Genomic DNA, 24,017 nt, shown 5'->3' with positions numbered 1-24,017 from the left:
GCCGAGCACCACGGACCCCGAGGCAGAGGCAGGCGCAGGCAGCGATGAAGGTCATCTACACGTACACCGACGAGGCACCCGCGCTCGCGACGCACTCGCTGCTGCCGGTGATCGAGGCGTTCGCCGGCAAGGCCGGGGTGGACGTCGAGACGCGTGACATCTCGCTGGCCGCCCGCATCCTGGCCAAGTTCCCGGACCTGCTCACCGACACCCAGCGGGTGCCGGACGCCCTCGCCGAGCTCGGCGCGCTCGCCACGACGCCCGAGGCCAACATCATCAAGCTGCCGAACGTGAGCGCCTCGCTGCCGCAGCTCAAGGCCGCGGTCACCGAGCTGCAGGCCGCCGGGTACGCCGTCCCGGACTACCCGGAGGACCCGCGGACCGAGGCCGAGATCTCGGCCCGCGCGGCCTACGACTCCGTCAAGGGCAGCGCCGTCAACCCGGTGCTGCGCGAGGGCAACTCCGACCGACGCGCACCCGCCTCGGTCAAGGGCTTCGCCCGCAAGCACCCGCACTCCATGGGCGCGTGGTCGCCGGAGTCCAAGTCCCACGTCACGACGATGCTGGACGGGGACTTCCGGCACTCGGAGGTCTCGGTGACGCTGGCCGCCGCGGACACCCTGCGCATCGAGCACGTCTCTGCCGACGGCACCGTGACCGTGCTCAAGGAGTCGCTGCCCGTGCTGGCCGGCGAGATCGTCGACGCCTCCGTCATGCGCCGCGCCGCCCTGGACGCCTTCCTGGCCCAGCAGATCGCCGACGCGAAGGCCGAGGGGGTGCTGTTCTCCGTGCACCTCAAGGCCACGATGATGAAGGTGTCCGACCCGATCATCTTCGGCCGGGTCGTCGAGGCGTTCTTCCCCGCCGTCTTCGCCGAGCACGGCGCCGCGCTGACCTCGGTGGGAGCAGACCCCGACGACGGCCTCGCGAGCGTGCTCGCAGCCCTGGGCAGACTCCCGAGCGCCGAGCGGGAGGCCGTCGAGGCCGCCATCGCCGCCGGCTACGAGAGCGGTCCGTCGCTCGCGATGGTCGACTCGGACAAGGGCATCACCAACCTGCACGTGCCCAGCGACGTCATCATCGACGCCTCCATGCCGGCCGCGATCCGCAGCTCGGGACAGATGTGGAACACCGCCGGCGAGCTGCAGGACACCAAGTACGTCATCCCCGACTCGTCCTACGCCCCGCTCTACGCCGAGACGGTGGACTTCTGCCGCGAGCACGGCGCCTTCGATCCCACGACGATGGGCACCACCCCCAACGTCGGCCTGATGGCGCAGAAGGCCGAGGAGTACGGCAGCCACGACAAGACCTTCGAGATCGGTGCGGCCGGCACCGTCCGCGTCGTCGACGCGGCCGGGACGGTACTGCTGAGCCACGACGTGGCAGCCGGCGACGTCTGGCGCGCCTGCCAGACCAAGGACGCCCCCGTCCGCAACTGGGTGGAGCTGGCCGTGGACCGCGCCCGCGCCACCGGTTCGCCGGCCGTGTTCTGGCTCGACGAGACCCGCGCCCACGACGCGCAGGTGCTGGTCAAGGTGCGGGCGCACCTGGCCGAGCTCGACACCGACGGCCTGACGATCGAGGTCATGGACGTCGCCGACGCCACCCGGTACACCCTGGACCGAGCCCGTCGCGGCGAGGACACCATCTCCGTCACCGGCAACGTCCTGCGCGACTACCTCACCGACCTGTTCCCGATCATGGAGCTGGGCACCAGCGCGAAGATGCTCTCCATCGTCCCGCTGATGAACGGCGGCGGGCTGTTCGAGACCGGCGCCGGCGGCTCCGCGCCCAAGCACGTCCAGCAGCTCGTCAAGGAGGACCACCTGCGCTGGGACTCCCTGGGCGAGTTCCTGGCCCTGGCCGTCTCGCTGGAGTTCCTGGCCGAGAAGACGGACAACCCGCGCGCCGGGCTGCTCGGGGCTGCGCTCGACGAGGCCACCGGCCGCCTGCTCGAGGAGGGGCGCTCCCCGGCACGCCGCGTCGGCGAGATCGACAACCGGGGCAGCCACTACTACCTGGCTCTCTACTGGGCCCAGGCCCTGGCCGCCCAGACCACCGACCCCGAGCTCGCAGCGCTGTTCGCGGGGCTCGCGGGCGACCTCGCCGCCGCGGAGGAGACGATCGTCGGCGAGCTGGCCGCGGTGCAGGGCAACCCCGTGGACCTCGGTGGCTACTACCACGTGGACAGGACGAGGACGGACGCCGTCATGCGGCCCAGCGCGACGCTCAACGGGCTCATCGACGCCTTCTGAGCCACCCGCCCCGCGACCCCCGACCGCACCGGTCGGGGGTCGCGTCGCGCCCGTCGTCCCCTGTGAGATCCCGCACAGCGGTAGCGTCGGTGAGGTCCGGTCCGCCGAACCCCGAGGAGTCCCCGCGATGAGCCCGTCACCCGTCACCGTCGCCGTCACCGGAGCCGCCGGGCAGATCGGGTACAGCCTGCTGTTCCGCATCGCCAGCGGCGCCATGCTCGGTCCCGACACCCCGGTGGCGCTGAGCCTGCTGGAGATCACCCCCGCGCTGGGGGCCGCCGAGGGCGTGGCGATGGAGCTCGACGACTGCGCGTTCCCGCTGCTGCACAGCATCTCCATCAGCGACGACGCGACCACGGCCTTCGCCGGTGCGAGCGTCGCCCTGCTCGTCGGGTCCCGCCCCCGCACCAAGGGCATGGAGCGCGGCGACCTCCTGGCCGCGAACGGGGCCATCTTCACCACCCAGGGCCGGGCGCTGGCCGAGTCCGCCGCCGACGACCTCAAGGTGCTCGTGGTGGGCAACCCGGCCAACACCAACGCACTCATCGCGATGAGCAACGCCGCCGGCGTCCCCCGCGAGCGGTTCACGGCGATGACCCGCCTGGACCACAACCGGGCCCTGGCCCAGCTCGCGTCGCGCACGCAGCGCCCGGTGACCGACATCCGGCACATGACCATCTGGGGTAACCACTCCGCGACCCAGTACCCCGACCTGTTCCGCGCCGAGGTCGGCGGGACGGTGGCGACCGAGCTGGTCGACGACCAGGCGTGGCTGGAGGGCGAGTTCATCCCCACCGTGCAGAAGCGCGGGGCGGCCATCATCGAGGCCCGCGGGTCGTCGTCGGCGGCCTCGGCGGCCTCGGCGGCCATCGACCACGTGCACGACTGGGTGCACGGCACCCCTGACGGGGACTGGGTGTCCATGGCCGTGCCCTCCGACGGCTCCTACGGCGTGCCCGAGGGGCTGATCAGCTCGTTCCCCGTCACCTGCGCCGACGGCTCCTACTCGATCGTCGGAGGACTGGAGCTCGACGAGTTCTCCCGGGCGAGGATCGACGCGTCGGTGGCCGAGCTGGTCGAGGAGCGCGACGCCGTGGCCGGGCTGGGCCTGCTGGGCTGAGGTCGAGGCGGGTGTCCACGGGTCGGACACCTCGGGTGCACACCGCGTGGGGCGCGCGCTACCATCGCGCCCAGGTCATGAGTGCCAGCGTCAAGCCCCGGCTCGCTGGCCGGCAACCCTCGTTCCGCGGTGGGGTGCCCCGGGTGATTGACCAGGCCGTCCGGAGAGGTTCCGGACGGCAAGCGCGGGCCCGTGCGAGTGCGGGCCCCTCGTCGAGGAGCCCCCACCATGCGATGTCGACACTGCTGACCGGCCCAGCCCACCCAGCAGAGGGCACACGTGTGCCCGCACCCCACGGAGACCACCGATGACCGAGACCGACCCGACCACCGTCCCGACCGACCCGTCCGCCGGCTGGAGCTTCGAGACGAAGCAGGTCCACGCGGGCCAGACGGCCGACCCGTCGACGAACGCCCGCGCGCTGCCGATCTACCAGACCACGAGCTACGTCTTCGACAACACCGACCACGCCGCCGCGCTGTTCGGCCTGGCCGAGCCCGGCAACATCTACACCCGCATCATGAACCCCACCCAGGACGTGGTGGAGCAGCGGATCGCGTCGCTGGAGGGCGGGGTCGCCGCCCTGCTGACCGCCTCCGGACAGGCCGCGGAGAGCCTGGCCATCCTGACGATCGCCGAGGCCGGAGACCACCTCGTCTCCAGCCCCAGCCTGTACGGCGGCACGTACAACCTGTTCCACCACACCCTGCCCAAGCTCGGCATCTCCGTGACGTTCGTCGACGACCCGGACGACCTCGAGCAGTGGCGGGCGGCGGTGCAGCCCAACACGAAGCTGTTCTACGGCGAGACCATCGGCAACCCGCGCGGGGACGTGCTCGACCTCGTCGGCGTCTCCGGGGTCGCGCACTCGGTGGGTGTGCCGCTGGTCGTGGACAACACCATCGCCACGCCGTACCTCATCCAGCCGCTGGCCCACGGCGCGGACATCGTCGTGCACTCGGCCACCAAGTACCTCGGCGGTCACGGCACCTCGGTCGCCGGGGTCATCGTCGACGGTGGCACGTTCGACTGGCGCTCGGGCCGCTTCCCGGGCTTCACCACCCCGGACCCGAGCTACCACGGCGCGGTGTTCGCCGACCTCGGCGCTCCGGCGTTCGTGCTCAAGGCCCGCGTGCAGGGGCTGCGCGACCTCGGTGCGGCGGTGTCCCCGTTCAACGCCTGGCTGATCAGCCAGGGCATCGAGACCCTGAGCCTGCGCCTGGACCGGCACGTCGCCAACACCCAGGCCGTCGCGGAGTTCCTCGACGCGCGCGAGGACGTCGAGTCGGTCACCTACGCCGGGCTCAGCTCCTCACCGTGGCACGCCCGCGCCAAGGAGCTGGCACCCAAGGGACCCGGCGCGGTGCTCGCGTTCGAGATCGTCGGCGGGCTCGAGGCCGGCAAGCGCTTCGTCGACGCCCTGGTGCTGCACAGCCATGTCGCGAACATCGGCGACGTGCGCTCGCTGGTCATCCACCCGGCGTCCACCACGCACTCCCAGCTCACCCCGCAGGAGCAGGCCAGCACCGGCGTCACGCCCGGTCTGGTCCGCCTGGCCGTGGGCATCGAGGGCCTCGAGGACATCCTCGCCGACCTGCAGGTCGGGTTCGCCGCCGCGGCCGGGGCGTGACCGGGGTCTGCACGGGCACCTCGGACAGCATGACCCCCACCACCCGGCCAGCACCCCGTCCGAGCCTGCGCTCGGACGGGGTGCTGCAGCACGTCACGCTGGGAAGGCAGCAGCTCGACGGGGGTGCCGTGCTGGACGACGTGACGGTGGCCGTCCAGAGCTGGGGCCGGCTGAGCTCCGCACGGGACAACGCCGTGCTCGTGCTGCACGCGCTCACGGGGGACTCCCACGTGGTGGGCCCCGCGGGGCCCGAGCACCCCTCCCCCGGCTGGTGGGAGGGCATGGTCGGACCGGGTGCTGCGCTGGACACCGACCGCTGGTGCGTCATCGCCCCCAACGTGCTCGGCGGCTGCCGCGGCACCACGGGGCCGTCCTCGTCCCACCGCGACGGGCGTCCGTGGGGTGCCCGGTTCCCCGCCGTGACCATCCGCGACCAGGTGCGCACCGAGCTCGCCCTCGCCGACGCCCTCGGGATCGACGCCTGGGCCTCGGTGGTCGGCGGCTCCATGGGCGGCATGCGCGCGCTGGAGTGGGCCGTGGGCCACCCCGGCCGCGTCCGCTCCGCCCTGGTGCTGGCCGCCGGCGCCCGGGCCACGGCCGACCAGATCGGTACCCAGTCGGCCCAGGTGCGCGCCATCACGGCGGACCCCGACTGGCAGGGCGGCAGCTACCACGGCACCGGCCGCAGCCCCCGCACCGGGCTCGGCCTGGCTCGGCTGCTCGCGCACCTCACCTACCGCGCCGAGGTCGAGCTCGACGAGCGCTACGCCAACCACGACCAGCCCGACGACCCCGCCGGTCGGTTCGCCGTGCAGAGCTACCTCGACCACCAGGCCGAGAAGCTCGTGGCCCGCTTCGACGCCGCCAGCTACGTCGCGCTGACCGAGGCGATGAACCACCACGACGTGGGCGCCGGGCGCGGCGGGGTCAGGGCCGCGCTGAGCTCCTGCCCCGTTCCGGTGGTGGTCGGCGGGATCGACAGCGACCGGCTCTACCCCCTGCGGCTGCAGGCCGAGATCGCCGAGGCCATGCCGGGCTGCTCGGGGCTGCGCGTCATCCGCTCACGGCACGGCCACGACGGCTTCCTCACCGAGGCCTCGGCCGTCGGCGAGCTGCTCACCGCCACCCTCGCGCTCGCCCGGAGCTGAGCCTCAGCTGCCGAGCGAGTCGATCGAGCTCGCGAGCACGATGATCGCCAGGCCCAACGAGCCGAAGGTCAGCACGTCCGACGGCCGGTTGCGCACGGCCAGCAGCCCCGCCCGCTCCTCCGGCAGCGCCGCCCGCAGCACGGCCCCGACCAGCAGCGCCAGCCCCAGGAGCACGGCCCCGCGGCGCCAGCGGTCGGCCAGCACCAGCACCACGGCCGCGACCACGATCACGAGCACCACCAGGAACGGCAGGTGCACGGTGCGGATGCGGTACGCCAGCGACGGCCGGGCCATCACTGCGGGCCGGGACGGCCGAACACGCCCTCAGCCAGCCCCACGACGTTGGCCAGCAGCATCGCCCGGGTCATCAGACCGACCCCGCCCGGGTTCGGGGAGAGGAACCCCGCGACCTGCGCCACGTCCGGGTGCACGTCGCCCACCAGTCCGTCGTCGGTGCGGCTGACCCCGACGTCGAGCACGGCCGCACCCGGGGCGACCATGTCGGCGGTGACCAGGTGCGGCACCCCTGCGCCGGCAACGATGACGTCGGCCCGCCGGAGCTCGGCGGCCAGGTCCCGGGTGCCGGTGTGGCAGAGGACCACGGTGGCGTTCTCGCTGCGCCGGGTGAGCAGCAGGCCCAGCGGGCGGCCGACCGTGGTGCCGCGGCCGACCACCGCCACGCGGGCGCCGTCCAGCGAGACGTCGTACCGGCGCAGGAGCGCGACGATGCCGCGCGGGGTGCACGGCAGCGGGGCGGGCTCGCCGAGCACGAGGCGACCGAGGTTCACCGGGTGCAGGCCGTCGGCGTCCTTGGCCGGGTCGATCCGTTCCAGGGCCGCCACCTCGTCGAGGTGGCGGGGCAGCGGGAGCTGGACGATGTAGCCGGTGCACGCCGGGTCCGCGTTGAGCTCGTCGAGGGTCTCGCCCAGCTGGGCTGCGGTCACGTCGGCGGGCAGGTCGCGGCGCAGCGAGGCGATGCCGACCTTGGCGCAGTCGTTGTGCTTGCCCCGCACGTAGGCCTGCGACCCCGGGTCCTCGCCGACGAGCACGGTGCCCAGGCCCGGGGTGCGGCCGGCGGCGGCGAGTGCCGCCACGCGGGTGCGCAGGTCGTCGAAGATCTCGTCGCGGGTGGTCTTGCCGTCCAGGCGGGTCGCGGTCACCCGTCCAGTCTCCCAGAGGTGGACCGGCGTGCGGTCACTCCACGACCAGCCCGTGGGCCGCCGCGAAACCCAGGGCCTGCACGCCCAGCACCTGGGCACCCGCGAGCGACGCCGAGGTCCACAGCCCGCTGTCCACCACGGCCCCCCGCAGGTCGGCTCCGTCCAGCCGCAGACCACCGGTGCGCGCACCGCTCAGGTCGGCCCCGGCCAGCACGGCCCCCCGCAGGTCGGTTCCCACCAGGTTGGCCTCGCGGAGCCGGCAGCCCGTCAGGTCCACCTCCCGCAGGTCGGCGCCGCCGAGCGAGACCAGGGTGAGGTCGCACTCGTCGAGCACCAGGGGCTTGAGCCGGCTGTTCTGGACCACCGACCCGAGCAGGGAGCAGCCGTGGAACTCGCTGTCCCACAGGCTGGTCCGGGTGAACGTGCAGGATCGGAACGCGCTCGCCCGGTGCACGGAGCGGCGCAGGTCGGCGCCGGTGAAGTCGCACGCGGTGAACACCACCCCCTCGGTGCGCAGGCCCGAGAGGTCGGCGTCGACGAACGAGCAGCCGGTGTAGTCGACCAGGGACCACGCCTGACCCGCGTGCACGGTGTCGTCGAGGTCGATGTCGGTGTGCTGGACGCGCTCGGTGTGGACGCGCTCGGTGTGGTCGGGGCTCACCAGGTGATTGCCTCCAGCATCGTCGTCAGCCGGGCGAGCCGGCCGGGGTGGCCGGCCGCCACCCAGGAGATCCTGCCCTGCAGGTGCGCCCGGAAGTCGGGGTGGTCATCCCGGTTCTGCGCCGCCGGGCCGGTGACGGTGCAGTTGTGCAGCAGGGCGCGCAGGACGTCGCGCTCGCGGCGGGCCACCCCTGCGGTCTCGTTGACCACGAGACCGAGCAGCCGCTGCTGGGTGTGCGCGGGCGCCACCGTCGTCTTGTCCGGGTGCAGGGCGAAGCCCTCGTCGGAGACCAGGCGGCCCAGCGAGAACAGCAGCGCACCCGCGTCGAGCTCGGCCGGGCCGGAGAACGCGAGGTCGTCCGCGTAGCGGGTCGCGACGCAGCCGCTCGCGGGCTGCGGGTGGCACCGTCCGCAGCACGTCCGCGCGGGTCCGGGTGGTGCACAGCCCGGTCAGGGCCAGGGCGACGTCGGGCGGGTAGCCCAGGGACAGGAAGACCGCCCGCACAAGGGGTGCGGTCACGGAGGCGAAGCAGTGGCGGAGGTCGGCGCGGACGAGCACGGGGTGCCCGGCGTGGACGGTGGCCGCGGTGAGCGCGCTGCGCCCCGGGACGAACCCGTGGGCACCGTCGTGGGTGGTGTGCCGGTGCGCGGCGGTGCAGGGCGACCTGGTCCTGACGTCGGTGGCGTTCTCCGGCCGGCGGAGCCGGCGGCGGAGCCGGCGGCGGAGCTCCGGACGCGCGTGCGAGGTTGACGAGCACACCCCGGGGTTGCCCCGGAGGGAGCACGACCCGTCGAGCGGGCCGTCTCCGTCTCGCCGCTGCACCGCCGCACGATCCGAGCGTGCCAGAGATGCTCGGCGCGCGGGCCGGAGCGGGCCGATCGACCGAATCCTGTTCCCGGGCGGTCGACGTGCGCCAGGATCGCGGGGTCGCAACGGGATCCATGGGCAGGGCTGGACGGACGGGAGGTGCACGTGGCGCAGGAGGTGCTGGTGGCGCTGGTGGCGCAGGCCCTGGTGACGGCGTGTCCCCAGGGTTGGCGTGGTGCACAGGTGGTGCAGCGGCAGGTGGGCTCGAGGGTGGAGCGCGAGCTCACCGTGCTCACAGACGACGGCCCGCGACCGGTGCCGGAGCCGCCCGAGCTGGACGACCTCCTCGCCCGCCTGCGCGCCGAGGGGCCGCTGTGGTTCACCGCGCGCGTGCGGGTGGCACCCCCGGACCGGTTCTCCCTCGACACCGACGCCGGCCGACCAGCCATGACGGGCAGTCCGGTGGACTGGCGGGAGCTCGCCTCGGACACCGCGGTGCGGACGGCCGAGCAGCGACCCGCCTGGGTGGACACCGCGCTCGCAGCGGCGCTGCTGGCGGGTGCGGGGTCCACGCCCCCCGCGGGCCCGGTGGTGCGGGCGGGCGGGCGGGTGGAGCCGCTGCCCGGTGAGCCCCCGCTGTCCCTGCTCCGCTCGGCACAGCTGGTCACGCTGCCCGTCGGCACGGAGGTCGACCGGCTGGGGACGGGCGAGGGCAACGTGGTGTGGGTCGCCCGCACCCCGTGGCCGCTGCGCTCGCTGCCGCCGGACCACGCCGAGCGCCCCTACGCCGCCTTCGCCCTGGTGCGTCCGGTGGAGGCTCTGGCGGGCGAGGCAGGTGCGTGGTTCGGCCAGCCGGGAGGCGGCACCGCGTTCGTGCTGCCCCGCTCGGTGGACGCCCTGGTCGCGGACGGGGCACTGCGGCGGCTGGTCTGACCGGCTGGTCCCGGTCACCGATCGGCCGCTCACCGCGAGCCCCGCTCACCGGAAGTCCCGCTCACCGGAAGTCCCGCGAGGTCGAGGCCACCCGCAGGTCCATCCGCTGCACGTGGTCGGCCACCACGGTCACCGCACCCTCCGCGTTCTGCACCCGCCCGCGCACCAGCAGCGCCGGGGCCGAGCGCGCCAGGCGCCGGTAGCGCGCCCACAGCCCTTGCGAGCACACCACGTTGACCATCCCCGTCTCGTCCTCGAGGTTCAGGAACGTCACCCCGCCCGCGGTGGCCGGTCGCTGCCGGTAGGTCACCGCTCCCCCCACCAGCACCCGGGAGCCGTCGCGCACCGCCAGCAGGCCGGAGGCCGGGGTGACCCCGAGCGCTGCGAGCTGGGGCCGGAGGAACTGGGTGGGGTAGCTGTCCGGGCTCACCCCCGTGGCCCACACGTCGGCCACGGCCAGCTCGACGTCGCTCATCCCGGGCAGGGCCGGGGCGGTGGTCCCGACCCCGGTGCCGGGCAGGGCGTCGCTGCGCTCGCCGGCGGCCGCTCCCGCCGCCCACAGGGCCTCGCGCCGGTCGAGGTCGAAGCAGCCCAGGGCCCCCGCCGTGGCCAGCGCCTCGGTCTGCGCCACCGACAGACCCACCCGGCGGGTGAGGTCGAGCAGGTCGGTGAACGGCCGCTCCTGCCGCGCGGTCACGATGCGGGCGGCCACGTCCGCGCCGACCGTGCGCACCGCACCCAGGCCGAGCCGCACGGCCTGCACGGGACGCACACCGGCCACGGCGCCGTCGGCGACCGGCGTCCCGGGTGGGGCGTCCTCCAGGGTGGCCAGCACCCCGCTGCGCACCACGTCCGGGCCGTGCACCACCACCCCGTGCCTGCGGGCGTCGGCCACCAGCGACTGCGGGGAGTAGAAGCCCATGGGCTGGGCCCGCAGCAGTGCCGCGCAGAACGCCGCCGGGTGGTGCAGCTTGAACCACGCCGAGTAGAACACCAGCGAGGCGAAGCTCAACGAGTGGCTCTCCGGGAACCCGAAGTTGGCGAAGGCGAACAGCTTCTCGAAGATGCGGTCGGCCACGTCACCGGTGATCCCGTGCTCGCGCGCCATCCCGGCGTAGAAGCGGGCCCGCAGCCCCTCCATCTTCTCCGGGGAGCGCTTGGAGCCCATGGCCCGGCGCAGCTCGTCGGCCTCCGACCCGCTGAACCCCGCGACGTCCACCGCGATCTGCATGAGCTGCTCCTGGAACAGGGGAACGCCCAGGGTCTTCGACAGCGCACGCTCCATCGACGGGTGCTCGTAGGTGACCGGCTCGAGGCCGTTGCGGCGACGGATGAACGGGTGCACGGAGCCACCCTGGATGGGGCCGGGGCGGATGAGCGCCACCTCCACCACCAGGTCGTAGAACACCCGGGGCTTGAGGCGGGGCAGCGTGGCCATCTGCGCCCGCGACTCCACCTGGAACACGCCCACCGAGTCCGCCCGCTGGAGCATGTCGTAGACGGCCTTCTCGGTGAGGTCGATGCGGGCGAGGTCGACGGTGGCACCCTCGGCGTCCCGCACCAGGTCGATGGCGTGGTGCAGCGCGGAGAGCATGCCGAGCCCCAGCAGGTCGAACTTCACCAGGCCCACGGCGGCGCAGTCGTCCTTGTCCCACTGCAGCACGGTGCGGTTCTCCATCCGCCCCCACTCCACGGGTACCACGTCGGCCACCGGGCGGTCGCAGATCACCATGCCCCCCGAGTGGATGCCGAGGTGGCGGGGGAAGTCCTCCAGTTGGGCGGCGAGCTCGAGCACGGCCGGCGGGATGTCGTGGTCGGCAGCCTCGAGCTCGTGCTGGGCGGCGGTGCGCAACGGTCCCCAGCGGTCGATCTGCTTGCTCCAAGCGTCCTGCTGCCCGGCGGAGAAGCCGAGCGCCTTGGCCATGTCACGCACCGCGGAGCGACCGCGGTAGGTGATGACGTTGGCCACCTGCGCGGCGTGCTCCCGGCCGTGCTTGCGGTACACGTGCTGGATGGCCTCCTCGCGCCGGTCGGACTCGATGTCGACGTCGATGTCCGGCGGCCCGTCGCGCTCGGCGGAGAGGAACCGCTCGAACAGCAGCCCGTTGGCCACCGCGTCCACCGGGGTGATGCCCAGGGCGAAGCACACCGCGGAGTTGGCCGCCGAGCCGCGGCCCTGGCAGAGGATGTCCGCCTCGTGGCAGAACTGCACGATGTCGTGCACCACGAGGAAGTAGCCCGGGAACTCCAGGTGCTCGATGACGGCGAGCTCCTTCTCGATCTGCGCGTACGCCGCCGGGTGCTCGTCCCGGGTGCCGTAGCGCCGCAGCGCGCCCGCCATCGTCAGGTGGCGCAGCCAGCTGGCCTCGGTGTGCCCGGGACCGACGTCGAACGGTGGCAGGTTCGGTGCCACGAGCCGGAGGTCGAAGGACAGCTCGCGGCCGAGGGTCGCCGCGGTGGGCACCGCCGAGGGGTGGCGGGCGAAGCGGGCGGCGAGCTCCGCGCCCGAGCGCAGGTACGCCCCGCCCGCCGGGGGCAGCCACCCCGCGGCGTCGTCGAGGCTGCGCCGCGCCCGCACCGCCGCCACGGCCGCGGCGAGGCGGTGCCGGGACGGCTCGGCGTAGTGCGCGGCGGTGGAGGCAACGACCTCGAGGTGGTGAGCTGCGGCGAGCTCGGCCAGGACGTCGTTGCGCTCGTCGTCGGTGGGGTGGCCGTGGTGGGTGAGCTCCACGGTGACCCGCTCGGCGCCGAACCGGTCCACCAGCTCGCCCAGCGCTGCGGAGGCCGCGGTGGGGCCCCCGGTGTCCAGCGCCCGCCGCACCGCCCCCTTGCGGCAGCCGGTGAGCACCTGCCAGTACCCGCCCGCCGCGGCGGTGAGCCCGTCGAGGTCGTAGACGGGGCGTCCCTTCTGCCCACCCTCCAGCTGCGCGGTCGCGATGGACCGCGACAGCCGCCGGTAGCCCTCCTGGCCCCGGGCCAGAACCAGCAGGTGGGTGCCCTCCGGGTCCGCCGCACCGTTCTGCGGACCCCCCAGCCCGAGGCTCAGCTCGGAGCCGAACACGGTACGCACGTCGAGCTCGCGGGCGGCCTCGGCGAAGCGGACGACCCCGTAGAACCCGTCGTGGTCGGTGAGGGCCAGGGCCTCCAGGCCCAGTCGGGCCGCCTCCTCGACGAGCTCCTCGGGCTGGCTCGCCCCGTCGAGGAAGCTGAAGCTGGAGTGGGCGTGCAGCTCGGCGAACGGGACGGTGGTGGCCGTGCGCTCCGGGCGGGGCGGGGCCCGGTACTCAGGACGCTTGCGCGACCAGGCCGGGCTGTCCCCCCCGTCACCGGGGAGCTGCTCGTCGTCCGGTCGCACGGGGTGCGGGGTGCGGTCGTGCGGGGTGCGGTCGGCCGAGGGCGCCCGTCCGGAGAGCACCCGCTCCACCTGCGACCACGGAACGGGCGGGTTGCCGAACCCCATCCTGGACCTCCTCGCTCGAACGTGTGTTCGAACGTACCGCACGGGCGCGGCGTCGTCACGGGGTCCACCGGCGGGCACGGACCCGTCGGTGGACGAGCTCGTGGCGACGGGTGCTGCGCTCCCGGGCACGCACCGCCCGGGCGGCCGAGGCGTCGTCGGCCCGCGCCACGCTCTCCCGGTCCAGCACGGCAGCGACCGCGGGCAGCGGCGCGGTACCGCCGAGGTGCGCGGGCAGCCACCAGCGGTCGGCGGCGTCACGGGGGGCGTCCGGGTAGGCGCGCTGCACCTGGCCCAGGAGCTCGTCGAGCCGACGGCGCAGCTCGGCGTCCAGCTCCGTGGCACCGGCACCCGGGCGCAGCTGCACCGGAGCGCCCACGTGGACGGTGACGGGCCGCCCGCGCCGGGGGCTGCCCCGCCGGTCCACGGTGAGCACCCGGTGTGCGCCCCACACCACGACCGGCAGCAGCGGCACCCCGCGGTCGAGGGTGAGGGTGGCCGCTCCGAGCTTGAACGGCTTGAGGGTCCACGAGCGGCTGATGGTCGCCTCCGGGAAGATCCCCACCAGCTCGCCGCGGTCCAGCTCGCGCGCCGCCCGACGGTAGGCCGCGGCGCCCCGGGCCCGATCGACGGGGACGTGGCCCATCGCCCGCATGAACGGTCCGGAGACAGGGCTGTCGAAGGTGGCGGCCTTGGCCAGGAACCGCACCAGCCGGCGCCGGCGGGAGGCGGCGTAGCCCACGACGGCGAAGTCCAGGTAGCTCGTGTGGTTGATGGCCAGCACGGCCGCTCCGGTGCGCGGGACGTGCTCGAGCCCGCGCACGTCCAGGCGGAGCCCGAGCAGCGCGAACAAGCAGGTGAAGGCCCGCACCACCACCCGGTAGAACCCGTCGCCCGCCCTGCGCTCCTGCCCCACGCGCTCAGTCGTACACCCCCTCCACGTGCCAGCACCCGGCACCGCCCCTCAGCAGCAGGCCCTGCTCGTGCTCCCGGCCCACGTCCGACCCGCGCCCGGCGTCCGGCGCACGCGCGCCCACCACCACCTGGGCGCGGAAGCCCTGCTGCGCCACCGCCGGGTCCCACCAGCGCTCGTCCACCGGCCACGGCCCGGCCCAGGCGAGCACCGGGCTCCCCCGGCCCGCCCGGACCACGGTGGCCGGGGGGGCGCTGACCTCGCCCCGGTCGCTCACCGCCACCGCCACCCCCGCCGCATCCAACAGCTGCACCTCCACCGGCTCCACGGGGACGGTGGCCGGGGCCGGCGCGGGCACGCGGCCGGGCCAGGGTGCTGCGGGGTCGAGCACCGGGACCCGCTCGTCACCCCAGGGCAGCAGCGTCACCTGCTCGGCCGGACCTCGCCCCCCGCTGCGCACCCCCACCTGCACGGCGTCGCCACCGAGCAGGCCCTGCACCCGCACGAGGGCACGCCGAGCGCGGTCGTCGCCCTCGCCGACGCCACCCCAGAGGCCCAGCTGCAGCGCACCGGCGGACACCACCTCCACCGGCTCCAGCCGCAGCACCACCACACCCGCGGTGGGCCGGGACCCGCTGCGTCCGGTGAGCCAGCCGTCGAGCTGCCAGCGCACCCGGTCCGCCGTCCCCTCGGGGGTCAGCGGCTCCGCGCAGCGCCAGGTGCGGGCGTGCTCCTCGCCGTTGCCGGTGCGGGCGTGCACCGCGAGCCGGGTGCACGCCACCCCGGCCGCCGCGAGCCGGGCGTGCAGGTCGAGGGCGAGCGAGCGGGCGGCGAAGGCGGCGGCGTCCACCCGCTCCACGGGCGGGTCGCAGCGCAGCTCCACGACCAGCTCGGGCGGGGCCCGGCGCGCGGACGGGGGGCGCTCGGGCAGTCCCCGGGCGCTGCGGTGGGCGAGCACGGCGTCGGCCCCGAACCGGGAGCCCACGTCGGTGGGGCTCAGCGCCGCGAAGTCGCCGATGGTGCGCAGGCCCAGACGACGCAGGAGGTCGACCAGCTCGGCGCGCTCCGGCGCGGAGGTGCCCGGCTCCTGGGCGAGCTCGGCCACGGCCAGCGGGGCGAGGAAGGCCGCGCTGGCCCCGGGCTGCACCAACAGGCCCCGACGGGCGGCCACCACCGCGGCGGAGAGCGTGTCGGCCACCCCCACCTGGCACTCGACCCCGGCCGCGGCCACCTCGTCCACCAGACGCTCGGCCGCAGCCTGCTCGGAGCCGAAGTACCCCGAGGGGCCCCGGGCGGCGAGCACCAGGAGCCCGGGGCGCAGCACCTCCACCCCCGGAGCCAGGGAGTCGACGGCGGCCACCACGGGCTCGAACAGCCGTGCGTCGCGGTCGACGTCGGCCTGGGCGACGTACAGCTCCGGGCAACGGGCCTGGGCCTCGCGCCGGCGCAGCCCCCGGCGCACACCGTCCGCCCTGGCCCCGGCCGTGCAGGCGACCACGCGGTTGGCGGACACCACGGCCACCGGACGGTCCGCGGGCAGCCCGGCGAGCACCGCGGCGGTGACCGCCGGCCAGTCGGGGCACCACACCGCCAGGGTCCGGGTCCCCCCGCCCGCCTCCGGGACCCCCGCCCCGCCCCGGCTCACAGCGCCACCGACCCACGCTCGGCCACCGCACCCGGCAACCCCGCACCCGACACGTCCGAGCGCGCCGGCTCCCAGCCCACGGCAGCCCCGCCGGAGTCCGGGCCCGCGCAGCGGAGCAGCACCCGTCGGTGCCGCCCCCGGACGGCTTCGCCCCGGCCGTGCACGGCCACGAGGAGCTCGCGCGAGCGCAGCCGACCGTGACCTGGTCCCAGCCCTGCGCTGGGGCCCACCTCGGCCCGCAGCACCAGCTCCGCGCCGGGCCACGACCCGCCCGTCACCACGAGCACTCCACCCCGGTGCCGGGCCCGGGCCACCAACCCCCGCGCCCGGCTCGGGCTGACGGCCGCTCCCGCGAGGTCGAGCACCACGAGGTCCAGCCCGTCCAGGAGCACGGCCGCGGCGTCCACCGCGTCCGGCCCCGGGTACGGCACCAGCGCCAGGCGTCCGAGGTCGGCGCCCATCTCCACCGCTGCCAGCAGCCCGAGCCCCGGGCGCCCGACCACCCCGGCCCAGCCCCCCTCGGCCGTCACCGACGCGAGCAGGCCCAGCAGCAGCGAGCTCGCCCCGGCCACGGACACCACGGTGCCGCGGACCAGGCCACCCCTGGGCAGCGCCTCGGCGAGCGCGGGTGGCACGGGGAGCACGGGCACCACACAGCCGGTGCGTCCCTCACGAGGCCGTGCGTCCAGGCCGTCCGCACCGAACGCGGCCTCCCGCACCCCCCCACCTCGGGCCGGCACCACCGCCAGCCGTCGCCGCAGTGCCGCGATCCGCTCGTCCCTCGTCGCAGGCTCGTCCGCCCGCTCGTCGACCTGCTCCAGGACAACCGTCACCGTCACACCACCTCACCCACGCCAGGCCAGTGGCCAGGCACCGCGGGGAAGGCGCGGCGTCGAGAACCAACGGACTCATCGTTCGAACACATGTTCGAACGATGCCCAGTACAGCTCCCCTCCCCCCGCTGCGTCAAGTCCCCCGACGGGGTCGTGCGCGGTCCTGGGGCACCTGTCCCCGACGTTCACGCCCAGGCGCAGCGCCTAGTGGGCGAAGTGGCGGGAGCCCGTGAGGTAGAGGGTCGCTCCGGCCTCGCGGGCGGCCTCGACCACCTCGGCGTCGCGCACCGAGCCGCCGGGCTGCACCACGGCCCGCACCCCCGCGGTCAGCAGCACCTGCAGCCCGTCCGGGAAGGGGAAGAACGCGTCGGAGGCGGCCACCGAGCCGGCCGCGCGGTCGCCGGCCCGCTGGACGGCCAGGTGGGCGGCGTCGACCCGGTTCACCTGGCCCATGCCCACCCCCACGCTGGCACCGTCGTGGGCGAGCAGGATCGCGTTCGACTTCACGGCCCGGCAGGTGCGCCAGGCGAACTCCAGGTCGGCCAGGGTCGCGGCGTCCGCGGGCTCGCCGGCCGCCAGGGTCCACCCCTGGGCGGAGTCGCCGTCGGCCTGCAGGACGTCGCGCTCCTGCACCAGCAGCCCCCCCGAGACAGGACGCAGCTCGACGCCCGCACGGGTCGGCGGTACGGCCACCAGCACGCGCACGTTCTTCTTGCGGGCCAGCACCTCCAGCGCGCCGTCGGCGTAGGACGGCGCGAGCACCACCTCGGTGAAGATCTCGGCCACCTGCTCGGCCATCTCCACGGTCACCTCGCGGTTGGCGGCGATCACCCCGCCGAAGGCGCTGAGCGGGTCGCAGGCGTGCGCCTTGCGGTGCGCGTCGGCGATGGCCCCGACACCGTCCAGGGTGGACACCGCGATCCCGCAGGGGTTGGCGTGCTTGATGACCGCCACGCACGGGGCGTCGTGGTCGTGCGCCGCGCGCCACGCCGCGTCCGCGTCGGTGTAGTTGTTGTAGCTCATCTCCTTGCCGTGCAGCTGCTGCGCCTGCGCGAGGCCGGGAGCACCCGCTGCGTCGACGTAGAGCGCGGCGGCCTGGTGCGGGTTCTCCCCGTAGCGCAGCACCGCGGTGCGCTGCCACGTCGCCCCCACCCAGCTGGGCAGGGCTGCGTCGGGCTCCGGGGCCAGGGTCGCGGTCATCCACGACGCCACCGCCACGTCGTAGGACGCGGTGTGCCGGAACGCCTCCGCGGCCAGGGCCGTGCGCTGGGCGAGGGTGAAGCCGCCCGCGGCCACCGCGGCGAGCACGTCGTCGTAGCGGGCCGGGTCCACCACGACGGCCACCGACGGGTGGTTCTTCGCCGCGGCACGGACCATGGACGGCCCGCCGATGTCGATCTGCTCCACGCACTCGTCCGGGCTGGCACCGGAGGCCACCGTCTCGGTGAACGGGTACAGGTTGACCACGGCGAGCTCGAACGGGGCGACGTCCAGCTCGACGAGCTGGGCCAGGTGCTCGGGGCGGCGCGTGTCGGCCAGCAGCCCGGCGTGCACCCGGGGGTGCAGCGTCTTGACCCGGCCGTCGAGGCACTCGGGGAAGCCGGTGAGCTCCTCCACGGGGGTGACAGGGATGCCGGCGTCGGCGATGCGGGCCGCGGTGGAGCCGGTGGAGACCAGCTCGACCCCCGCGGCGTGCAGGCCTGCAGCCAGCTCCACCAGCCCGGTCTTGTCGTAGACGCTGACGAGCGCGCGGCGCACGTTCTTGGTGTTGCTCATGGGATCTGGGCCTTCCGTCCGTCGGTGGTCACGCCCGAGGTCGCCACGGCGGACAGCACGTCCACCAGGAGCACGCGCTCCGCGACCTTGATGCGCTCGTGCAGGGAGGTCTCGTCGTCGTCGCGCAGCACCGGGACGGCCTGCTGGGCGAGGATCGGGCCGGTGTCGAGCCCGGCGTCCACGAGGTGCACCGTGGATCCGGTCAGCGTGACCCCGTGGGACAGAGCGTCGGCGACCGCCCGGGCACCAGGGAACGAGGGCAGCAGCGACGGGTGGGTGTTGATCGTGCGACCGCCGAAGCGGGCCAGGAACTCCGGTCCCAGCACCTTCATGAAGCCTGCGCAGACCACGAGGTGCGGCTCGTGCACGGCGACGGCCTCGGTCAGCGCCCGGTCCCAGGCCGTCCGGTCCGGGTGCGCACCGACGCGCACGGTGAAGCAGACCACGCCCAGCTCGGCGGCGACGTCCACCGCGGCGCAGGCCCGGTCGGTGCCCAGCGCCACGACGTCCACCGGGTGCGCGGGGTCCACCGTCGCCCGGACCAGCGACGCGAACAGCGACCCGGCGCCGGAGGCGAGGACCACGACCCGGGCGGGCACCTGCGGGGCCAGCCGGACGGGGACGTGCACGGCGTCCAGGGCAGGAGCTCCTCACGCGTCGTCGACCTGACCACGGCGGCTCCGCCGACCGGATCCCGGGCAGGACGAGACTAGTCGCGGGGTCCGGCCCCGCCGTCGCGGGTGCCCTCGGCCCCGGTCGCCGCGCCCGGTTCGGCCTGGGCGTCCAGCTCAGCCTCAGCGTCGGGTTCGATCACAGCGTCCGGTCCAGCCTCAGAGCCGAGCTCGGTGTCGGCGTCCAGCTCAGCCTCAGCGTCGGGTTCGATCACAGCGTCGGGTTCGATCACAGCGTCCGGTTCGATCACAGCGTCCCGCTCCGGCTCGACATCGGCGGCGGGCTCGGGCTCGACCACCTCCTCGGCGGTCCCGTCGTGGGCCGCGCCCTCGGTGCCGGTCTCACCCACTCCCTCGTCCGTCGGGTCCTCGGCCGCGCCGTTGCCGTGCTCCAGGACCAGGACCGTCGCGCATCCCACGATCCCCAGCCACGCTGCCGTGGCGGCGGCGAGCGCGAGTGCGGGCACCCCGACGGGGCCGAGGGTCCCCAGCCCACCCCCGGCCACCTCCCCGAGCACTCCGACGAGGATCCCGGTCAGCACCGCGGCGAGACCCACCGAGCGCAGCGCGTCACCCCGCCCGGCCCCCGCCCGCAGCACCCGCAGGCCGAGCAGTCCGCCGACGGCGGCGGGCACCACGAGCACCACCGGCCACCACCACGCACCGCTCCCGGCCGGGAGCACGGCCAGCACCGGCAGCGCGGGGACCGGGCCGGGCACCGCACCGAAGGCCGTCACCGTCACGGTACCCAGCACGGCACCGGGACCGACCGCCACCGAGAGCGCCCCGACGGCCACGTTCGGCAGGTACGCCGTGGACAGCAGCACGAGCCCCAGGGCGCCGCCCGCACCACCACCGGTGCCCACGATCTCCGCGGCGGTGGAGATGTCCCGCACGAGGGCGAGGGTGGTCAGCACGGCCCCCGCCGCCAGCAGCACGGCGACCAGCTCGGGCACCCGGACCACCCCGGCCCACGCCCAGCCCGGCACCGCACGCCGCAACCGGGCGAGCTGTCCGGAGGGCCGCGCGAGGCCCAGGGCGACGCCGAGGGCGTGGACGACCGCCACCCGGACCAGCGCACCGGCACCTTGCGGTGCCCCCACCGGGAGCCCGCCGGGGGCCACGGTCAGCACCCCCACCGCGGCCGCGGCCACCAGGACCGGACCCAGCACCGCGGCCCCGGCCGTCCAGGTGCACCGCCGGCCCCGGGCCCCGCTGGCGGCCACGCTGCGCTCGGTGACCCACACCAGCACCACCGTCGGGAGCAGCGGGAGCACACCGAGCGTGGAACCGGTGATGGTGATCGGGACCTGGTGGGCAGCGAGCCAGACGGCAGCCACCACCGACGCAGTCCCACCCAGGTCGATCCCCCCGGCGACCAGGACCACCAGCACCCCGGCGGTGAGCACGGCCACGGTGGTGAGCGCCGGACCGAGAGCGACGCCGACCAGGGAGCGCAGCGTTGCGACGCGGTCGACCGGGCGCGGGCGCGGGCGGTCCAGGAGTGCGGTCACCCGTGTGAGGCTGGCACCGCCACGGCGCGCGGGGGCTCAGGCGCGCCGTGGCGGCACGAGGTCATCCCGCGCAGGGTCACGCGCCGGCGGGGGTCAGCTCCCCGGTGCGGATGGCCTCGGCCTCGATCTCGCGGACCAGCGGCAGCACTGTGGTGCCGAACTGCTCCACCTCCTCCTGGAAGTGCAGGTAGCCCAGAAGCATCAGGTCGGCACCGCGCTTCTTGTACTCCACGATCCGCTCGGCGACCTGCTCGGCCGTGCCGATGAGCCCGGTCTTGAAGCCGTCGTTGTACTGGACCAGGTCCTCGTAGGAGCTGTCCGCCCACATGCCCTTCTTGTCCGCCGTGGACTGACCGGCCGACTTCACGGCCTCGCGGAAGCCCTCGACGGCCGGCTTGTTCGACTTGGCGACCACCTCGCGCAGTGTCTCCCGCGCCTCCTTCTCGGTGTCCCGCACGATCATGAAGCCGTTGAGCCCGAAACGGACGTCGCGACCACCGTGCTCGGCGGCGGAGCGACGGACGTCGTGCACCTGCTCGGCGAGCCCGTCGTAGTCCTTGCCGTTGCTGAAGTACCAGTCCGAGACCCGGCCGGCCATCGCGCGCGCCGCGGTCGAGTTGCCCCCCTGGAAGATCTCCGGGTGCGCCCGGCCCGGCACGTCCACCGGCTTGGGCTTGAGGGTGAAGTCGCGGATCCGGTAGAAGTCCCCGGCCAGGGTGAAGTCGTCCTCGGTCCAGATGCCGCGCAGCGCCCGGATGAACTCCTCGCTGCGGCGGTAGCGCTCGTCGTGGTCGAGCCAGTGCTCACCCAGCGCGGTGAACTCGCCCTTGAACCAGCCCGAGACCACGTTGACGGCGAAGCGACCACCAGACATGTGGTCGGCGGTGGCACCGAGCTTGGCCAGCACGCCGGGGTGCCAGAGGCCGGGGTGCACGGCGGCGATGACCTTGAGCCGCTCGGTGGCCAGGAGCAGGCCCAGCGAGAAGCTGGTGGACTCGTGCTGGAACTCGGCGCCGTAGCTGGCCATGTAGCGGACCTGGCTCAGCGCGTACTCGAAGCCGCTGTTCTCCGCGGTCTGCGCGAGCTTCGTGTTGTACGCGTAGCCCCAGTCGGTGCGCTGCTCGATGTCGCTGGTGACGAGGCCACCGGAGACGTTGGGCACCCAGTAGGCGAACTTCACGGGGTCGGGCTGGACGTCGTTCGAGGTGGCGGGCACAGATCTCCAGGGTGGTGGCAGGGGTGAGCCCGACAGGACCGGGCACGAGGGGGTGGAGCGCGGTACGGGCGCGTGCGGTCAGCGCGGACAGCAGGTGCTGCCGACTCGCATCAGGTCGATGTGCCGACGCGACGTCAGCTCCCACCCGGCGGTCATGGCACCAGGCTTCCCCCACCCCCCGTGCTCCGTCAACATCGTGAGACCTCTGTCCCACCAGGTGGAACAGGGTCGGACGCACCGCAGGGCCCGACCGAGTGGTCGGGCCCTGCGGTGGATCGACGTGCACTCAGGTGCGCGGAGCGCCGGACGGGGGATCGGGCTGGTCGTCGGTGTCCCGCCCGGGCGCACCGAACGCCTGGGTGGGCGGACCGGAGGACGATGCGCCAGGAGCCTGCTGCGGGCTGGGCTGCTCGCCCTGTCCCTGGTCCGGACGGCCCTGGTCCGGACGGCCCTGGTCCGGACGGCCCTGGTCCGGACGGCCCTGCATAACCTTGGTCCACGGTGACGAGTCGCCCTGCGGAGGCGGACCACCCTGCGGACCGCCGTAGCCGGGGGCAGGCGGTCCCTGCGGGCCGGGCTGGCCGTACTGCCCCGGCTGGCCGTGCGGCGGAGGACCACCCTGCGGGCGACCGAAGGGCGGCGGACCGGACGGCCCACCCTGCGGACCCCCGAACGACGGCGGGCCGCCGTACTGCCCCTGCTGACCAGGAGGCCCGTACTGAGCGGGCTGAGCGGGGGCTCCGTACGGGCCGGTCTGCCAGCTCGACGGGGCCGGCTTCGGCGCCGGAGCGGACACGATCCCGGTGGAGAGCAGCAGCGCGAACACCGCCGCCGCAGCCTGGACGAGCGTGAGCAGGATGGTGGCGTACCCACCGAAGGCGAGCGAGAAGACGGCCGGGCTGCCGAGCACGACGAACAGGACGAGGACGAATCCCGCGACCGAGGCCGCGGCCACGGTGCCCGCCTGAACGGTCTGCTTCGGCAGCAGCGCCGTGCCGGCCAGCAGGCCGGCGAACAGCGACAGGACCACGCCGTAGGTGCTGTACCCGCTGAGGCCGTTGGTGTCGAAGAAGTCGGCGAAGCCCACGAGGGCGATCAGCAATCCGGTGGCGAGCACCACGAGGCCGAGGATCGAGCCCAGACCACCAGCAGCGGCCGCAGGACCCGGCCCGCGGGCAGATCGGGTCTGGTCGGCCGGGCCTGGACCCGGGTTCATCGCCGTCATGGCCGTCTCCTCGTCGCGTTCGGGTGGTTCCCCGACCACGCTATCGGATCGCCGCCGACACCCGGGGCGGTGACCGCGGACAGCACGCAGGGGCCGAGCCACCGCGGCCCGACCCCTGGGTGGTGCGTCGACGTCTACAGACCGGCGAGGATCTCCCGGGCCAGCGCGGCCGTGGCGGACGGCGTCTTGCCGACCTTCACCCCGGCCGCCTCGAGGGCGTCCTGCTTGGCCTGGGCCGTGCCGGAGGAGCCGGAGACGATGGCGCCCGCGTGGCCCATGGTCTTGCCCTCCGGTGCGGTGAAGCCGGCGACGTAGCCGACGACGGGCTTGGTCACGTTCGCCTTGATGAAGTCCGCGGCGCGCTCCTCGGCGTCGCCCCCGATCTCACCGATCATGACGATGACCTTGGTATCGGGGTCCGCCTCGAAAGCCTCGAGGGCGTCGATGTGGGTGGTGCCGATGACCGGGTCCCCGCCGATGCCGATGGCGGTGGAGAACCCGAGGTCCCGCAGCTCGAACATCATCTGGTAGGTCAGCGTCCCGGACTTGGAGACCAGGCCGATGGGACCGGCGTGCGTGATGTTGTTCGGCGTGATGCCGACCAGCGACTCGCCGGGGGTGATGATGCCGGGGCAGTTGGGCCCGATGATCCGGGTCGTGCCGCCCTTGCTCTGGGCGTAGGCCCAGAACTCCGCGGAGTCCTGCACCGGGATGCCCTCGGTGATGATGACGAGCAGCGGGATCTCGGCGTCGATGGCCTCGATCACGGCGTCCTTGGCGAAGGCCGGCGGCACGAAGGCGATCGAGACGTCCGCACCCGTGGTGGACATGGCCTCGGCCACGGTGCCGAAGACGGGCAGCTCGACGCTGGAGCCGTCCGCGGCGGTGTGGGTGACGGTGGTGCCGGCCTTGCGGGCGTTGACCCCTCCGACGACCTGCGTCCCCGCCTTCAGCATGAGCGCGGTGTGCTTGGTGCCCTCGCCGCCGGTGATGCCCTGGACGATGACCTTGGAGTCCTTGGTCAGGAAGATCGACATCGTTCTCTGCTCC

The 24,017-nt window shown here is 74.4% G+C and carries 19 protein-coding genes and 1 riboswitch; of the genes, 5 read left to right on the top strand and 14 right to left on the bottom strand.

Features of this window, described 5'->3' with window-relative positions; genetic code table 11:
- Positions 1 to 44: 44 nt before the first annotated feature.
- The 4 genes from RHODO2019_RS02750 to metX all read left to right on the top strand — a co-directional run bounded on the left by RHODO2019_RS02750 (position 45) and on the right by metX (position 6,156).
- Complete coding sequence (locus RHODO2019_RS02750) at positions 45 to 2,258, top strand: NADP-dependent isocitrate dehydrogenase (protein ID WP_265383521.1); 2,214 nt, start codon at positions 45 to 47, stop codon at positions 2,256 to 2,258.
- Positions 2,259 to 2,385: 127 nt separating this feature from the next.
- Positions 2,386 to 3,378: a malate dehydrogenase gene (locus RHODO2019_RS02745; RefSeq protein WP_265383520.1), complete on the top strand. Its 993-nt coding sequence runs from the start codon at positions 2,386 to 2,388 to the stop codon at positions 3,376 to 3,378.
- Between the two features lie 73 nt (positions 3,379 to 3,451).
- A riboswitch (SAM riboswitch) is annotated at positions 3,452 to 3,569 on the top strand.
- 116 nt (positions 3,570 to 3,685) lie between these two features.
- On the top strand, positions 3,686 to 5,008 hold the full coding sequence (locus RHODO2019_RS02740) for a bifunctional o-acetylhomoserine/o-acetylserine sulfhydrylase (protein ID WP_265383519.1): 1,323 nt from the start codon (positions 3,686 to 3,688) through the stop codon (positions 5,006 to 5,008).
- Positions 5,009 to 5,037: 29 nt separating this feature from the next.
- The gene (metX, locus tag RHODO2019_RS02735) at positions 5,038 to 6,156 is read left to right on the top strand and encodes a homoserine O-acetyltransferase MetX (RefSeq protein ID WP_265383518.1); all 1,119 of its coding nucleotides are present in this window, start codon (positions 5,038 to 5,040) and stop codon (positions 6,154 to 6,156) included.
- 3 nt (positions 6,157 to 6,159) lie between these two features.
- On the opposite strand, the gene RHODO2019_RS02730 is transcribed toward metX, so the two are convergent.
- From RHODO2019_RS02730 to RHODO2019_RS02715, 4 genes are read right to left on the bottom strand one after another with little or no spacing between them, the layout of a single operon-like run.
- The gene (locus tag RHODO2019_RS02730) at positions 6,160 to 6,450 is read right to left on the bottom strand and encodes a DUF3017 domain-containing protein (RefSeq protein WP_265383517.1); all 291 of its coding nucleotides are present in this window, start codon (positions 6,448 to 6,450) and stop codon (positions 6,160 to 6,162) included.
- Positions 6,450 to 7,316 (bottom strand): bifunctional methylenetetrahydrofolate dehydrogenase/methenyltetrahydrofolate cyclohydrolase, encoded by an 867-nt coding sequence (locus RHODO2019_RS02725; protein ID WP_265383516.1) that lies wholly within the window; start codon positions 7,314 to 7,316, stop codon positions 6,450 to 6,452. Before RHODO2019_RS02725 ends, RHODO2019_RS02730 begins: the two co-directional genes overlap by 1 nt.
- 34 nt (positions 7,317 to 7,350) lie before the next feature.
- Entirely contained in the window at positions 7,351 to 7,923 is a 573-nt protein-coding gene (locus tag RHODO2019_RS02720; protein WP_265384912.1) for a pentapeptide repeat-containing protein, read from the bottom strand.
- A 50-nt stretch (positions 7,924 to 7,973) separates the two neighbouring features.
- A complete protein-coding gene (locus tag RHODO2019_RS02715; RefSeq protein WP_265383515.1) occupies positions 7,974 to 8,225 on the bottom strand; it encodes a hypothetical protein in 252 nt (83 codons plus the stop codon).
- A 724-nt stretch (positions 8,226 to 8,949) separates the two neighbouring features.
- Between RHODO2019_RS02715 and RHODO2019_RS02710 the strand changes: the two genes are divergently transcribed.
- Positions 8,950 to 9,717, top strand: coding sequence for a TNT domain-containing protein (locus tag RHODO2019_RS02710; RefSeq protein ID WP_265383514.1), 768 nt, complete (start codon positions 8,950 to 8,952; stop codon positions 9,715 to 9,717).
- A 61-nt stretch (positions 9,718 to 9,778) separates the two neighbouring features.
- Here RHODO2019_RS02710 and RHODO2019_RS02705 read toward each other — a convergent pair whose 3' ends face one another.
- The 10 genes from RHODO2019_RS02705 to sucD form a co-directional block, all read right to left on the bottom strand.
- On the bottom strand, positions 9,779 to 13,177 hold the full coding sequence (locus RHODO2019_RS02705; RefSeq protein ID WP_265383513.1) for an error-prone DNA polymerase: 3,399 nt from the start codon (positions 13,175 to 13,177) through the stop codon (positions 9,779 to 9,781).
- A gap of 55 nt (positions 13,178 to 13,232) precedes the next feature.
- Positions 13,233 to 14,090 carry a lysophospholipid acyltransferase family protein gene (locus RHODO2019_RS02700; protein ID WP_265383512.1) on the bottom strand — a complete coding sequence of 286 codons (858 nt, stop codon included), beginning with the start codon at positions 14,088 to 14,090 and terminating at the stop codon, positions 13,233 to 13,235.
- A 4-nt stretch (positions 14,091 to 14,094) separates the two neighbouring features.
- Complete coding sequence (locus tag RHODO2019_RS02695) at positions 14,095 to 15,732, bottom strand: DNA polymerase Y family protein (protein WP_265383511.1); 1,638 nt, start codon at positions 15,730 to 15,732, stop codon at positions 14,095 to 14,097.
- Entirely contained in the window at positions 15,729 to 16,565 is an 837-nt protein-coding gene (gene imuA', locus RHODO2019_RS02690) for a DnaE2-dependent mutagenesis accessory factor ImuA' (protein ID WP_265383510.1), read from the bottom strand. The genes RHODO2019_RS02695 and imuA' overlap by 4 nt, the downstream gene beginning before the upstream one ends.
- Before the next feature lie 204 nt (positions 16,566 to 16,769).
- Positions 16,770 to 18,341: a bifunctional phosphoribosylaminoimidazolecarboxamide formyltransferase/IMP cyclohydrolase gene (gene purH, locus RHODO2019_RS02685; protein WP_265383509.1), complete on the bottom strand. Its 1,572-nt coding sequence runs from the start codon at positions 18,339 to 18,341 to the stop codon at positions 16,770 to 16,772.
- Positions 18,338 to 18,970, bottom strand: a complete 633-nt coding sequence (gene purN / locus RHODO2019_RS02680) for a phosphoribosylglycinamide formyltransferase (RefSeq protein ID WP_265383508.1) — start codon at positions 18,968 to 18,970, stop codon at positions 18,338 to 18,340. Before purN ends, purH begins: the two co-directional genes overlap by 4 nt.
- A gap of 80 nt (positions 18,971 to 19,050) precedes the next feature.
- The gene (locus tag RHODO2019_RS02675) at positions 19,051 to 20,526 is read right to left on the bottom strand and encodes a cell division protein PerM (RefSeq protein ID WP_265383507.1); all 1,476 of its coding nucleotides are present in this window, start codon (positions 20,524 to 20,526) and stop codon (positions 19,051 to 19,053) included.
- 76 nt (positions 20,527 to 20,602) lie between these two features.
- Positions 20,603 to 21,742, bottom strand: coding sequence for a dimethylsulfone monooxygenase SfnG (sfnG, locus tag RHODO2019_RS02670; protein ID WP_265383506.1), 1,140 nt, complete (start codon positions 21,740 to 21,742; stop codon positions 20,603 to 20,605).
- 286 nt (positions 21,743 to 22,028) lie between these two features.
- A complete protein-coding gene (locus RHODO2019_RS02665; RefSeq protein WP_265383505.1) occupies positions 22,029 to 22,967 on the bottom strand; it encodes a DUF5336 domain-containing protein in 939 nt (312 codons plus the stop codon).
- Between the two features lie 134 nt (positions 22,968 to 23,101).
- Positions 23,102 to 24,004 carry a succinate--CoA ligase subunit alpha gene (gene sucD / locus RHODO2019_RS02660; RefSeq protein WP_265383504.1) on the bottom strand — a complete coding sequence of 301 codons (903 nt, stop codon included), beginning with the start codon at positions 24,002 to 24,004 and terminating at the stop codon, positions 23,102 to 23,104.
- Between the last annotated feature and the right edge of the window lie 13 nt (positions 24,005 to 24,017).

It is taken from the genome of Rhodococcus antarcticus (assembly GCF_026153295.1).
Taxonomy (GTDB): Bacteria; Actinomycetota; Actinomycetes; order Mycobacteriales; family Mycobacteriaceae; genus Rhodococcus_D; species Rhodococcus_D antarcticus.
This window is presented reverse-complemented; position numbering and strand designations above follow the sequence as displayed.